The sequence below is a fragment of the Halorarum sp. SLYT50 genome (genome assembly GCF_059821265.1).
Genome location: NZ_JCAMRW010000004.1, coordinates 38,314 through 52,755, shown reverse-complemented (window position 1 = coordinate 52,755; position 14,442 = coordinate 38,314). Strand labels below are relative to the sequence as shown.

At 54.2% G+C, this 14,442-nt stretch carries 10 protein-coding genes; 6 read left to right on the top strand and 4 right to left on the bottom strand.

What is annotated here, in order from left to right:
* Positions 1–126 precede the first annotated feature (126 nt).
* Positions 127–1,761 (top strand): double winged helix-containing putative transcriptional regulator, encoded by a 1,635-nt coding sequence (locus tag AC6RUA_RS18875; RefSeq protein ID WP_499816151.1) that lies wholly within the window; start codon positions 127–129, stop codon positions 1,759–1,761.
* Between the two features lie 141 nt (positions 1,762–1,902).
* Here the strand turns inward: AC6RUA_RS18875 and AC6RUA_RS18870 are convergent, their stop codons facing one another.
* Both AC6RUA_RS18870 and AC6RUA_RS18865 read right to left on the bottom strand, forming a co-directional pair.
* On the bottom strand, positions 1,903–3,303 hold the full coding sequence (locus tag AC6RUA_RS18870) for an ATP-binding protein (protein ID WP_499816150.1): 1,401 nt from the start codon (positions 3,301–3,303) through the stop codon (positions 1,903–1,905).
* Complete coding sequence (locus AC6RUA_RS18865; RefSeq protein ID WP_499816149.1) at positions 3,300–3,518, bottom strand: hypothetical protein; 219 nt, start codon at positions 3,516–3,518, stop codon at positions 3,300–3,302. Before AC6RUA_RS18865 ends, AC6RUA_RS18870 begins: the two co-directional genes overlap by 4 nt.
* Positions 3,519–4,040: 522 nt before the next feature.
* Here AC6RUA_RS18865 and AC6RUA_RS18860 point away from each other — a divergent pair.
* The 4 genes from AC6RUA_RS18860 to AC6RUA_RS18845 all read left to right on the top strand — a co-directional run bounded on the left by AC6RUA_RS18860 (position 4,041) and on the right by AC6RUA_RS18845 (position 7,926).
* Complete coding sequence (locus AC6RUA_RS18860) at positions 4,041–4,676, top strand: HNH endonuclease (RefSeq protein ID WP_499816148.1); 636 nt, start codon at positions 4,041–4,043, stop codon at positions 4,674–4,676.
* Positions 4,677–4,785: 109 nt separating this feature from the next.
* Positions 4,786–6,435, top strand: a complete 1,650-nt coding sequence (locus AC6RUA_RS18855) for a hypothetical protein (RefSeq protein WP_499816147.1) — start codon at positions 4,786–4,788, stop codon at positions 6,433–6,435.
* 90 nt (positions 6,436–6,525) lie between these two features.
* Positions 6,526–7,020, top strand: coding sequence for a hypothetical protein (locus AC6RUA_RS18850; protein WP_499816146.1), 495 nt, complete (start codon positions 6,526–6,528; stop codon positions 7,018–7,020).
* A gap of 63 nt (positions 7,021–7,083) precedes the next feature.
* On the top strand, positions 7,084–7,926 hold the full coding sequence (locus AC6RUA_RS18845) for a hypothetical protein (RefSeq protein ID WP_499816145.1): 843 nt from the start codon (positions 7,084–7,086) through the stop codon (positions 7,924–7,926).
* 372 nt (positions 7,927–8,298) lie between these two features.
* Here AC6RUA_RS18845 and AC6RUA_RS18840 read toward each other — a convergent pair whose 3' ends face one another.
* On the bottom strand, positions 8,299–9,393 hold the full coding sequence (locus tag AC6RUA_RS18840) for a type I restriction enzyme HsdR N-terminal domain-containing protein (RefSeq protein ID WP_499816144.1): 1,095 nt from the start codon (positions 9,391–9,393) through the stop codon (positions 8,299–8,301).
* A gap of 174 nt (positions 9,394–9,567) precedes the next feature.
* Positions 9,568–12,042: a GmrSD restriction endonuclease domain-containing protein gene (locus AC6RUA_RS18835; RefSeq protein WP_499816143.1), complete on the bottom strand. Its 2,475-nt coding sequence runs from the start codon at positions 12,040–12,042 to the stop codon at positions 9,568–9,570.
* Positions 12,043–12,268: 226 nt separating this feature from the next.
* Between AC6RUA_RS18835 and AC6RUA_RS18830 the strand changes: the two genes are divergently transcribed.
* Complete coding sequence (locus tag AC6RUA_RS18830; RefSeq protein WP_499816142.1) at positions 12,269–14,377, top strand: vWA domain-containing protein; 2,109 nt, start codon at positions 12,269–12,271, stop codon at positions 14,375–14,377.
* Positions 14,378–14,442 lie beyond the last annotated feature (65 nt).

Here is a 14,442-nt window from a genome sequence, read left to right as displayed (position 1 = left end):
GGAATGACAGCCAGATATTCTCGAATGAGAAGGGTCGCATCATCCTCTATCTACAGCTGCGCATTTCGGATGAAGAACAATCGGGCGCAGCAATCCTCATATAGCCATCCGTACACAACGCCGACAATGGGGGACGACCGTCGAATGACGGCCGATCGGTTCTATGGGGGAGTAGATGGCCGACTCGAGAATCTACGCGCGATGTTGGCGTATATTGCGAAGACAACGCCAGGTGAGGAAGCGTTACTCGAGTGGGTGACCTCGAACACGACTGCCGGCAGTACTGATGCCGTCGAACACCATCTCGCGTTTCTTGCGGCCATCGGCCTGATCGAGCATGCGGAGAGGGGATATCGGCTTGACAGCTACGGGCGGAAATACCACCAGACACCCGATGCAGTCGTGTTGTACAATGCGCTCACAGATGGTGTCAAGGGGTTTCGGACGCTGTTAAACGCGCTCGATGAGGAGCCAATGACTGACGAGGAGATCATGAACCTCCTCGTGGCGACCTACGAAGAGTGTGAAATGACCACGCCGGGTGTTGCGGCTCGGCATCGAGAGTGGCTACAGGCGATCGGATATGTCGGTCGAGATGGCGACATCAATCGAATTACTGCGGCCGGTCGAGCTGCACTCGATGCGACGGCCAATCACCAGCAAAGCGACGACCTGGCGTCACAGCTCCGGCAGTCGGAGTTTCGTTGCGTACCTGCCGGGACACAGCAGCTGGTCGATGACATCTATCCGGCTGTTCAACAGGCGTATCCAGACCTCTGTAAGGGAGAGACTCGAACTGCGGATGACGGTGAGCCACTGGCGTGGCAATGTACTGTGCGAGATACGCTGCCCGAGGTAGCAGACAAGGAGGGTAGTCGTGTCTATCGTGAGGACGACTCCGAGACGTGGGTGTTCGCACCACGATTCACGCAAGGGAAGCAGTACCGGCGACGCAAACTCCACGATCGGTATGGTGGGATGCGGCAGAGTGGGATCGCACCCTCTCGAGATGTACCGGTGGTGTTCATCTTCACTAGCGATACCGGCGAACTGTACGGATACGACGACGAGTTCCGTGAGGATGGGACGTTCATCTACACCGGTGAAGGGCAGGTCGGTGACATGACCTACACCCGGGGGAACAAGGCGCTCGGTGAGCATCGTAACCAGGGACGCGAGCTCCATGTTTTCCGATCCGATGGAGGAGGGGTGGTCACCTACTTTGGACAGTACCTTTGTGAGGACGACTTTGAGGAGACGCTCCCGGACAAGCACGGTGACGACCGAACGGCGATTCGCTTCAAGCTACGGCCGGTCGATGAGGACGAAGACGATAGCGGCGAGGAGGAGTCAGTCCAAGGGGATGGTGAGCGGACGCCTAGTCGTGTTACGGTGACGCGGCAGCGAATCCAGCGCAATGACCAGATCGTACGAGAACTGAAGCAACGATACGATGACACCTGCCAGCTCTGTGGCGATCGTCGTCAACAGGGTGACGATGTCGGATACTCGAACGTTCACCATATCAAGCCACTCGGCAGCCAACACGGTGGGCCAGACTCCAAAGCGAATATGCTTGTGCTCTGTCCGACTCATCACGATGATTTCGATAATGGAATGCTGACCGTCGACCCAGAGACGCTCACGATCACTCACGACTATGAGGAAACGTTGACCGGAGAGGCGATGACGGTGAAGCGAAGTCATTCACTCGATACGCAGTTTCTCGCATATCACAATCAGACGATCGCGAATGAATAACCAGCCTCTCTAGTTGAGGACACTGGAGAATAGTCTATTTGGGCAATGGCTAGCGTGAAGCAGTCATACGTAGCGTAGGGTTCAAACTTCACTGAGCTTAGCACACACTGTTCAGTTCACGATCTGAGGAACTAGTGATTGCTACTCGAGAGCTGACTCCGCAACTTCTCCGAGCAGTTGTGTCAGTGCCTCCTCAAACTCTCTAGTCAGATCAGCGTGGCCGCCGCTTCTTGGATGTGCGATTTCGTGTAGGAGCGTACTCGCGAAGGTACGAGTGTTTTGTAGTCTATCACGACGGAGTACGATTTGTCGTTCTGCTCTATTCCATACGCCTTTCGCCATCTCGCCTTGCTTGGTCATCCGGATCGTCTCAGATACACGAATCTCATCGACCATCGGAGGGTGTTCGGCGAGGTCAAGAATCTCATATCGAAGCTCCCAGATGCGATGTTCTTCGGGAGTCATCTCCGCTTCGCTGACCCATTCATACTTGAAGCTGTCATTAAACGCCTCCCGATACACGTCTACACCTTGAATTCGGTTGCCTTCCGTATCACGTCTGTTCTGGAGTTCACTGCGGATATTCTCGGGGACCGTTACTACTCGCCGTCCCTCTTGCTGTGCATGGTCGAGAAGGTCCGTCTTTTTCCGTTGCTCCTCCACAGTCGCAAACACGACATTATCTTGCGCATTGAGCAGCTTTACCGCGTGCAGTCGGATCGGCTTCCAGCCAACCTCATCGTGGGTTGATCCGTCAGTAAAGCGCTCAAAGTCGTCGACAAGACGCTGGGCGACTGTATGAGTCCTGCACGCTTGGAGGATATCCTTTACCCGTGCACTGTAGGCCGTTCGTCCAACGTTCGACCGCTCTCGGTTCAGCGCGTCTCGGACCTGTTTCGTCGTTTTCGTAATATTGTAGCTGAAAAGGAAGTTCTCCTCGGTAGCGACCTTAAGACCCGTTACATAGATTCGGGAGTCTTTATCGGGGGGCGAGGTATACACCTCACCGAAGGAAGTCTCTTCGAGCAGTTCGTCGTCAGTGAATTGGAGGAAGTTGCGCTTCGCCTGCTCAATATGTTCTCTAGTGATACCGTCGAGTACGACGTCTGTCCCTCTTTGGTCAGACTCCGGCGACGAAACGACGCCATGGAGGGTTTCGATATCCTCGAATTCGGCCTTCGGAGCTTTCTCGACGGTGATCGTCGCATGCGGTGAATGAATCGTGACGTCGACATCATTCCGGTAGAACGTCGCGAGTGCGTCCTTGAGGCCAACACCGAACTTCCCGATCACTACATCCGGGTTGGAGAGTTTTTCATCGTTCTCGTTCTGTGTGAGGTGCTCAACACGAAGTCCACGACCATAATCCTGGATATGCCAGCGGCCGTTGTCGTCTTCGTAAATCTCGACGTCGTCGGTATCGGTTAGCTCCTGTTCATCAAGCGCATTGGCGATTACCTCCCGGGCCGCATCAGCGACGCCCCACGCTTCTAACACCTCCTCCATGTTGAGGTCGAACCTTCGTGGTGCTGCTGCCGTCATTGCCGTTCCACCTGCCTCCCACACTCGGGGCATTCATACACACGTCCCCTCACTCCATGGATGCCTTCCTCGAAGGGGCCCCCCATCTCAGCAGCGTATTGTTCGGCGAGCTGGCCATCCGTCATCGTCTCAGGATCGGGCTCGAAGGTGCGGCACGTCTCTCCAACCTGTTGCATCTCGACAGCACACCCGGGACAGGTAACGTCGCTTGTCATGCAGACGACTGATGATGAGAGAGCGACTTAACACTTTCCCACACTCATCCATATAGTCTGTCTAAAACTCCGTGTTTATCGTATTTTTGGCCATCAAATTCTCCATCAGTTTTCCATGTTCGATTTTGGCTGAGATGGCTGGTAGGAGAATATACTGAGATTACCCGGCGTGAAATCGAAGCCGAACAAACGAAGTAAAAATTCGGCCCAGTTCGTTCTCAATCACCTAATCAGGAGAAAGGTATATTAGGTGGTATGTAAATATCTCTATCAAGGAACCATCTAATGGGAGCAACTCACAAAGAAGCTCATTCACCCGGACGACGCGTTTACGATCGAAATGAGGGTCCCGGTACTTCGCTAGTCATAGTCGAAACACGCGATACGCCCTGCGAGGAGTGGCGAATCCCGGGCACTGAACAGACGGTCGCGGATTTTAACGATACCTATCCTGCTGACGCCCCGGTTTGTGTCGCCGCTTTCGCCGCTAGCCTCTATGATCCGATCCCCAACTGGGAATCGATGGAGCCAGCTGTACTGGCGGCAGCCATCCATGATGCAGGTGTGAAGACCTACAGCTACCCTGTTCCACGACTCAGGCCCTACGAGACTGACGATAGTTCTCTTGTCCCATCCGAAGTTACAACGTATTTCGAGCTCATTTGCTATCAACACGCACGGCTCATCCAGCTGGCTGCGGGCGTCGAAGAGTTCGGATTTCTCTGGACGAAATATGAGGATCTCGTCAGCGGTGAGATCGAGATGGCCTCAATCACAAAGGAGAATATGTACCAGCTTCGGGCGGGGTTTGGGGTCTGCACGTACTGTGGTGAAGAGGATGAGACACAGTACGACCACGTCATCCCAATTAGCGACGGGGGGTCCGCTGAGATCAGCAATCAAGTACCAGCATGCGCGTCGTGTAATCACGATAAGCGAGATCAGGATCCGATCGATTGGCATCAAGACAAGGGAGAACCCGTTCCGCGGATCGTTTGGGGGAAGTACCTGAAGCTATATCGAGACCGGCTCGCAGCCGCCGGACGCCTTCATGACCAACTGCCGGAAGCGGAGCGAGAACGGTGGGATGGTATCGAGCTGACGCGGAACATTACGAAGCAAATCCGGTCAAGCCACCTCAAACGCGATGAAGCTTGACGAAACCCATCACTAGATGACTTCGATAGCGTGGCCACGAGTCCGAATAGCGGTAGCTCAGCGGACACCGGGCAGACCACTCTGAACCAATGGGAGTAGGTGTAGATGCATGCCATTAGAAGCCCGTGACGCCCCCGACAGCGAGCAGGTCGTGACACCGGCTGAAGTCGCACCTAAAACGGATGCGTATTGTCCGGCATGCCAGGGACGGCTCCGAGTCCGACGGAGCTACACGCGTGAAGACGGTGTTGTGGTTATCCGGCACTTCTTCCACGTTTCGACTGACCAGTCCGGCAGTGGTGGATGTGGCGCGAGTGGCGGTGAAGGCGACCCACATGCCCGCGCGAGAGCCATCGCCGTTGAGACGCTCTCGGAGTTTTACCCCAATGGTGAGGCAACGTCAGAACAGGCATTCACGCTTTCGGCTGGCTTCTCTCAGCAGACGCGGACCGCCGATGCGGTCGTCGAGTTTGCCAAGCCCCATCCGACACTTGGCGCCGGAGTCGTTGTCGAAGTACAGGACAAGCACAAAGACAAGAATGTACTCGATACGACTCGAGCGTACCTCTCGCAAGGGTTCAGTGTCTGTTGGCTCTCGATTGACGCGTTTGGAAAATACAGTCTGCAGTACAGCAAGAGCGAATTCGAGCAGCTGGTTCACAACCAGTTACCCGACGCCAACGGCGTGTTTGAAGCATCGCTGAACCCCGATGGGACCGTGCCACGGGCCGACTGCTATCCGCTCGTCGCGGCGGCATGGCCACACACGATCGAGGTCGTTCGTGAGACGACGCCACTCGTCGATACAGGTTGGCGTTATTCCGCGTTCGACTCACAGGCCGGGTGTGTACAGCTCAACGCCGAGGCAGGTGTTTCGAACAAGCCGATGGCGCCACGAACGGTCAGGCTTCCGACCGAATGGTACGGGAAGCAGGCGCGTCAGTGGTATCGGTCGACGCCGTGGACTGAGCTGTTCTCACCATACGTATGGGATCCTGCCACAGTGCGGAGGAAATGGGGCGATGCCGTTGCGATTGACAAACTGGAGGTACGGTTCCCCATGGCAGCGTGGCTCAACAACCGTGATACCGTATTGGTAATCGGGGAACCCGCTGATACGGGCAAGCCGGCCGACGTGACGCTAGCAGGCGCGTCAGAACTGGAAAGTGTTGAGTTAGCCAATGAGAAGATCGCTACGTTCGTCTCTGGAGCAGCGATTCGTAACTCGACAGAATGGGAGACAATGTCGACAGTCGCAGTTACAACGGATGTGGGGGAGATTCTGCTTCGGGAGGCTGAATACTACGTTCCCGACACGACGACATGGAACTATGCGCCATGGATGAGTCGGTTCCCGGGGTCTCTTTCGTATCCAATTGAGGCAGGCAATAATGAGGACTCGTCGATGCCGCGTGAAGATATTCCACTCATCGAGTGGTTGACGAGCGCCGATGATTCGGCACCGGTTCGGCAAATGCTCCATCGCGCCTGGAAGCACGGACGACGAGCGCAGCCCCAGCGGCCGGGTAATGCCACTGAAGTAAAAACGAGCGTAGCCCGAATTGTCGAGTACAATACTGGTGGTCCGCAGCCAGAGAGTATTCGTGAAGTACATATTCTCATAACAGGTTCGAATGCTGGGCTGGAATCAGACGCAATTCGGTGGGCGTTGCGTGAACTCGTATCTGAAGGTGTGTTGGAGCGAACGAAGAACGGCCGATATCGAACCGATGAGGAGTTGGACCGTGGAACCACCTGACCATCTCGTCTTCCAAGAGGGCGTTAATCCTAAATAGTGTAGACGTTATCATCGATTACACCCAATACACAGGGTGTATTGAGAACACCAATGGCCGAGAAAACAATAAAGACGGACGAAGTTGTCCACGAGGAGCTCGAGACTCTTAAACAGAAGTATAGAGTAGAGACCTTCAACGATGTCCTTAGGCTCGAACTGGACATCGATGCTGGTACCGATATTGACAAACTGTCTGCGTTTCTCGACGACGAACTTCAGGTGGCAGTAGAGAAGGTGATCGACGATATTAACGAAGTTGCGCAGTTCGAACAGCGCTACGAAAAGGAGTACAGCAAAGACATCTTGACGTTCCATGTGCCGGGCGAATATCAGAAGATCGCCGAAATACGGTTCAGTGATGGGAGGTTTGTAGTCCAATATCGAGATAACAGAGGGGAGATGCGGAAGTGTGGTGAGATGAAAGAGGATGATGAACGAGGAGCACGATATGGGACCACTAGTGGGCCCTTTGATCACACTGGCTTCTCTGACGTGCGCAACTCAGTCCGAGAGAAGGTTGAGAAGTCACATCGTCGGTGGAGCTAAGGAGACTTCGGATGCGAGTTCCAACAGCTCAGGTTGAGGACAGCAGGTTTCAGCGAATCTAGCATGGCGAATAGTCGGCTTCGGTGGAGCGTCGCCCGCGACGCAATCCGAAGACAGGAATCACACATCAGAGAAGAACATGGAATGACTCTTTCTGTTTACGGCACCGGTTCACAGGGCTACAAGCTCCTTGCTGAGTGTCTGAATCGCGGGGAGTACCTGAAAGGAGGGAGAACCTCTGCCGCGGATATCTGGGTTGAGAGTGGGCGACGATCCCACATACTCCACAAACAGGTTCACGAGTACTGGGTTTTTCTGGTGCTAGTTGAGCGCCTCCTCAACGGATATCGATACGAGGGCAACGAAACGATCTACTATCGTCCAGTCCAAGGAAGCGAGACGCAGGGGATGACGTTCTTTGCACCAGGTGGGTCTCTCTTCGTCGAACCGTGCCTCACCGGATACGATGAATCTCGGATCTTGAGCGCATGGGAACGTCGATTAACATATCTCACGGCGAAGCAGACGCGAAATGTTCGGCCGGATTTTCTCGTTGCTGGACCGGATCTCGAGAGACTTCCCTGGGGAGCGTGGCTATATGAGTCCGGCGGCTTGGCTGACGAACAGCAGCAAGAAGCTCAGTGGGAACGAGTACGTAGTGAAGTTTCCTGGTTACTCGAGTGCAAGCATACGGTGCCGACTGCAAAGGACTTGTCACAGACACTGTGGTATGCGCTTGCCTACAGGGTGCCTATCGTGCTGTTGGTACAGGAGCAGATTCCAGCGGCGACGCGTGAGACATTCGAGGCAGACGCTGCACAGTTGGATACGCCCGTGCAAGTGATTGACGGGGTCACAGTTGGGGAACGCGAACAGAGTCTCCAAGCGGTCCAATCTGTGATTTAGATCGGACGGCGACAGTCCGATTTCGGCAGGTGGTAATGAACAGGTTGGAGACGGCCAAGTGTGGATAGGCCAGCTTCCTCAGCTCGCGATCTTGGATTCCGGGGTTCTGACACTTCCAATCGTCTACGACACTCAGCGAGAACTACGCGGACTGCCGGCTCACTTGACCTTGTACCCGACCAGTCCGCGATTTTCAAAGCCCGTCTTGATGATGACCAGGGCGTGACGATTCCGTGCGCTGAAGCAGATGCACTTGGGTTTGAATCAGGCGATATTCTTCGAGTGATAGCCTACAAAATGGAAGACCGATCAAAGAGCAGAGTGAGAATTAGGCAATTGAAGTAGTCTAAGCACCGATGGCCAACTCGTCAGTCACCACCCATCAGTGAACTCAATCTCCAGTCCGAGCTTTGAGGAGAGCTCCGAGAAGTATCGAATCTTTGCCTCAGCGCTCAGTGCTGTGAATAGGTAGTAGTCCCCCGAGAGAGGCTCAAACATTCGCATCTCGGTACCATCGGTGTGTTCAGGACGGTCGTTAATCAGCGCCCGGCTTCCGCGCCCCGTACCTGGTATGTGTGGGAGGTCGAGTACGTCCATCAACCCTTCTTCCTCGATGAGATAGTCGGCGAGTCGAGCAACCGCTCCTGCCTGCCGCTCTCCAGCAACTTGGTGAACTTCGTCTCCATTTCGGAGTAGCCGGATCACATACTCACTGCCTCCATTGCTCGACTCTGTATCTAAAGACTGAGTCGCAGTATCAGGAGTGCTCTCGACGGTCTCGGTCCGGGTCGCCTGTGCTTCGAGTGTATCCGTCAGTTCGTCGATGAACGTCTTTGCCTCGTCTTCAACCTGCTGGGAGACCGCTTCCCCAACGACCGCCGTGATAACGCCCGTGACGTCCTCTGCGAGCTCTTCCTTGTTACCCTGAAGAGCATCGATTGCACGCTGGATGGCTTCGAGTCTCTCTGCTAGCCGGCGGGACTCGCCTGACCTGATAGACCCCTTCGAGAGCGCACGGAGTGGCTGGTCGTGGTCGGTAATTGCCTCGATCGGGAATCGGGCAAGCGAGATTTCATTTGGGCGATCACTAGTGAAGTCACGACGGAAGATCTCAAACGTGCGTCCGTTTGAGAGGAGACCCCAGTCGACCCCGACCTGTCGCATATAGCTTTTCAGCTGGTCTTCGTGACTCTGATTGAGCGAGGTATCACAGCCTTTCGCCTCAACGAACACGACCGGTGCATCTTCAAGTTTGAGTGCATAGTCGACCTTCTTAGTGCCTGAACCCATTTGCACCGAGTATTCGAGTTCTATCTCACTTTCCGGTGAGAGGACGTCCCATCCGAGAAGCTCAATGAGTGGCTCGATAACTTTTCGCTTGGTATTCTCTTCGTTCATCTGCGGCGACTGCTCAATGAGTGTCGCAGAACGGTTCTCGTAGGCAGCAAGCTCCTCCCGAAACCCCATTTGACACATCGGTTTCGCCGGTCAGCGGATAAAGTTCTGGGGTTACTGGCCAATAGCCGGCGGCTTACCGCGATCGCTGGCGCTTGGACTGTGTATTCAGACCGGAGCTCACGAATCTCGGTGGAGGTCGCTGATAGATTTTGACAATCCGGTCGATCAAGGCATGCTCAGCAGCTAGAGAGAGCGCATCGACAGCCGTTTCTCGAACTCCTGTTCGGTCTGGGAGTGAACCTGCTTCCGCACCTCTTTCGGATTTGCTTCCATCCCAAATTCGTCGCTGAGTTCGTCAAACTCAACGCTATCAAGAATGTCAAGTAGTAGGTCAACACGACGGTCTTTGAGCCCTTCGTACGTCCAGAGCGAATCGAAGTACTCGGTTAGTTCTGTATCGATAGTATCTCGATCTTCCCCTTGGAGCTCTTCCCATTGCTTGAGTAGTCGCTCAAGCTTTTCTCCGTCAACTGGCCCCTCATCAGGAGTGAAATAACGATTCGGATAGATACTAATGAAATCATCTTGGCTATCGAAATACTGAGGCATCTTCTCGGAGAGGGGTCGGTTGCTAGCACTGATATTATCACTATCGCGGAGTAGAACAAAATTACCAATGTCATTTACAAACCGTTGCATGATGAACTCCTCAATATTGTCACGCCGTTGTTTTTGATCCTCGTCGAGTTCCTCATCTGGCTGTTGGATGAGTCGGATATACTGGCCGATCGCATCAGCGATCTCGACATCCGTATCATCCAGCTGGAAGAAGTGGGTCAGCCACACCGGATCGTCGGCATCGTGAACCAGACTCTGTGGGAGGACGTGCTCAAGATGAATGCTCCCCATGTTTAGTCGCCGATCGACGATCGCTCCAATTTCGCGGAAATGCTGATTAGCAATCTTCCCGAAGAGCAGCTTCGCATGTTGTGGATTCCACGACTGGGCCTGCGTAACAGTGTCTAAGAAGCGATCGGAGAACAGGGAGGGGTTTGTAGAGCGCATCTCCCGGATGAGATACTGCCGTGACCGTTCATAGAGGTCGTCCTCGTCAGCTGCCTCAGGGGAAAGAGAGAAGCCGTGAACTGCCTCGAGGAAGACCTCCTGGAAGATGTTCGGATCTTCACCTACCAATAGCCGTCGGAAGTTGAGCTTCTCAACAGCATTCAATGCTTTGTAGAGCTGCTCTCCGTCCCCATTCGACGAGGTGTCCGTATGATGGTAGAGTGACAGTATGAATGGACGCCATTGGTCCATCTGTTGGTCGTTCAATCTAATGAGAACCTCTTGACATCGATCCCGGTGTTCTGTGAGTTCGAGAGTCGTCGATTCCAGCGCGGGATTCGTGATATCCGTATAATAGGAGACGAGTTCATGCGCATGGTCGATGAACGCCCGAGCGTCCTCTAACCGTCGCAGGCGGGGCCGGACATCAGACTCGAGGTTCCGAGTTGCGAACGCATTGGTGAGTTCGGCGCTCGCTTCACCTACTGTATCGACTTCGTTATCAACGATACTCAAGTAGACGGAGAGGTATTCATCAATCTGGTCATCATCTGTAGCGAACGCGACGACGATATCCTCCCACTTGTCGATATACTCTTGACGATCTTCTGCATCGAAGAATGCATTCACTACAGCAGCTCGGATACGATCGATCTTCGTAAGCTCAAGCCCCCGATCATTGAGAATCTCGAATATCTGCATCCGGAAATCCGGTGCTGCATTCGTGATGATGAACTCGCCAATATGGTACGACCGCTGAATATAGTGGCTGAGATTGATTAGTGCCAATGCTTTGCTGTCTGGGTCGTCTCTCCTCTGGACAACCTCCTCAATCCGATCTTTATAGAAGTTGTACGCTTCAAGAAGTCGCCAATTCGAATCGTAGATTGGAATGTATCTCTCAAGCGTTGCTTGGTCCGGATTTCGCTCTTCAAGGATCTGATCTTCGATGTTGAATGCTTCAACCAGATCCGAAATACGAGTCGCATCGCCGCGTCGCCCGTCGACGTACTCGCGATCATCTGAGCACAGGTAGGTGAGTTGCATTTCGGACCCAGAAATCAACGCTTCGAAGAATCCGATGTCGTCTTCAGCATCGTCATCATGCTTGTTCAACGTCAAGCGCGGGACCTCTCCCATCATCACGTCCTGATATTTGTAAAGAACTGACTTGATCTGACTAGCGCTATTCGACCGTAGCGTTTCGATCGTTTCCTCCTCAAATGGTTCGCCCCCGAGGTCGTGAAGTTCCTCAAGTATGGTCCGAAGTAGGATATGGATGGAAGTTAGACGTTGCTGCCCGTCGATTATCTCGTGGGTGTGAGTTTCGTTGTCGACGGCAAAGTACATCGAACTAAAGAAAACGTCAGAAACCTCAGTCTCTCCCGGTCGAAGATCTGCATCGATCAGTTGCTGGAGGTCCGCCCACAACTGGCGGTGGTGTTTCTCCTCCCACGAGAACAGTCGTTGGTACTCGGGGACGTTGAAAGTTCGATCAGAGAGGACTTCTCCGAGCTTTCTCTTTCGCATCTCGAAGTTCCCCTCTGCGATCTGTTGCATCGCCTGGTAGTCCCCAATCGAATTGATAGGCAGATCCATAGTTTGATCATAATCGATGAACAGATCGTAGATCGACGAGGATTGCTGTGTCATATTTCTATATCAGACAGTGTCCATTTAGTATTGTCGCCGACTAGTTCTATTGAACAAAGGAGTTCCGAGAAATAAGTCGGTTTAGTCCTTCGGTAGACTTGCGCAGACGACGTTTAACGCAGAGATATAGACTTAGAAGAGACGATGAGAGTGGTCCTAACCAGAGGAAGACATAAATACTAGTATTTATTCGGTAACTACTGAACAACAAATTCATTTCCCTCCAATGACCACGCTATACACTGACCTTGAAGAGCGGACTCGTCTCGACATTACGGTCGATTTCAACAGCCAACAGTCGATAGACGATATTGCTCGGCTGCTAGTTACCGACAACTCTGACAGGCAGTTTACGCTCCTCGTCGCTCCTGACGTTGACGAGCTCCCTAATTTAGAGTCGGGCGCTACGTACTCATTTGCGAATCTCTTGGGAGCGGCTCCCATCGATTCGGCAGATGAGAGTCTCGGTGAGTGCCCTCACTGTGAGGGTACGCTTCGACGAGGGAGGGCTGTCGACACGGCCAGTCCAGCCGTCGTAGAGGCAACCCAAGAGCTAGAACTTGACGGACTATTCGGGCTGGTAGATACAGAGACATCCGTCAGTCGGGTTCGAGACAACACCGGTATCGTCGACGATTGGACGCCAATGCAGAACGGTCGGGGGCCTCGAGTTCAGCCACCTGACTGCGTCTGTGAATCCTGCGGTCGACACGTCGATGCGCACGAACACTCACAGGATTCTGATCTCCGCCGTCAATTCACCAACCAGCAAGTACTACACGAGACGCCCGCCGCTCCGTCGACTAGCGGTGACCAGACGCTTGGGCTCGCAACGGGCGGGGCGAAGGACGTGGTCAACTTCCGAGAAAACATCCGAAACGGCTACACGCCTCAACCGGAGGCTATCGCGGACGAAGGGTTGTTCTACGACTACTATTTCGAGACGGGGAATCGAGAGGAGTCTGATGCGCTCTTCGCGCCCCGGTATGCCGCTGCCGTAAGTGAACACCCCCTCACCGGTGACACTGAACAGTACCTCTCCGTCGGACTGGATTCGACGCTCTCCGTCTCCGAGTTCGAGCGACCACGACTCAACCTCGTCGCCGTCCTTGACGTCTCGGGGTCGATGAGCAGTCCGTTCAACGCGTACTACTATGACGAACACGGTCGCAAGCGCGAGGTCAAAAACGACGCGACGACCAAGATGAAGGCGGCGACGCGGTCACTGTGCGCGCTCACCGAGCAGTTGCGCGACGACGACCGACTGGGTGTTGTCCTCTACAACAGCCGCGCACACGTCGCAAAACCGCTTCGGGACATCGAACGTACGGACATGAACGCGATCAGGCGTCACATCCGAGACATCGCTGCCGGCGGTGGAACGAATCTATCGAAGGGATTCGAGACAGCTATCGATCTGTTCGACGAGGACGGCTACTCGGCTGAGACTGAACGGCGCGTCGTCTTCATGACCGATATGATGCCGAACGTGGGAATGACCGATGAGAGCGGGCTCACGCAGTTGTTCGCCGATGCGGCCGCTGACGGAATTCATACGACGTTCATTGGAATGGGGCTAGACGCGAACGCCGAACTGGCTGACGCGTTGTCGGGCATCCGCGGAGCGAATCACTACTTCATCCACTCGGCGTCGGAATTCGAGCACCGACTTGGTGAGGAGTTCGAGTATATGGTCACGCCGCTCGTGTACGATCTGAACCTCGAACTCGATGCCGACGGTTACGAGATCGCCGCGGTCCATGGATCACCATCTGCGGACGCCGCGACGGATCGACTGATGCACGTCGGAACGTTGTTCCCGTCAGCTAAGCAGGACGGAGAAGCGCGCGGGGGTGTCGTTCTCGTCCGGCTCGAAGGAACAGCTCCTGACGGGAGCCTAGAGCTAGTCGCTTCGTGGACTGAGCGAGATGGTGGGGAGCATGCTGAGCGCGTTTCTGTGACTCTTCCCGACGAGTCTGAAACGTTTGCACACGACGGTGTTCGGAAGGCCATCGGGTTGGCCCGATACGCCTGTGAACTCCGCGCGTGGGCCAGAGACGTTCACGAACAGGATGAGGCGACCGGTGCCGATGACTGGCAGCTACCTTCGTGGGGCAGTAGTCAGAGAGGCGAGCACGAACGTGAGTCTGTCTCATTGCACCTCTCCAATCAATATGCAGAGCGATTCGCTCGCCTCTCCGAGTACCTCAGCGTAGAGAAAGACGTGGTCGAAGACGAGACGATTCAGCAGGAGATAGAGTTACTAATATGCTGTGTGAAGTGCGAGCCGATACTCAGTCCCCAATCAGTGATTGACCTCGCTCCAAAACGGTAGACAGGCCTATAGATAGGGGAGGATACTCTTCTTGGTTGTTCTGGAGACAACTGACCTCCCTTCTC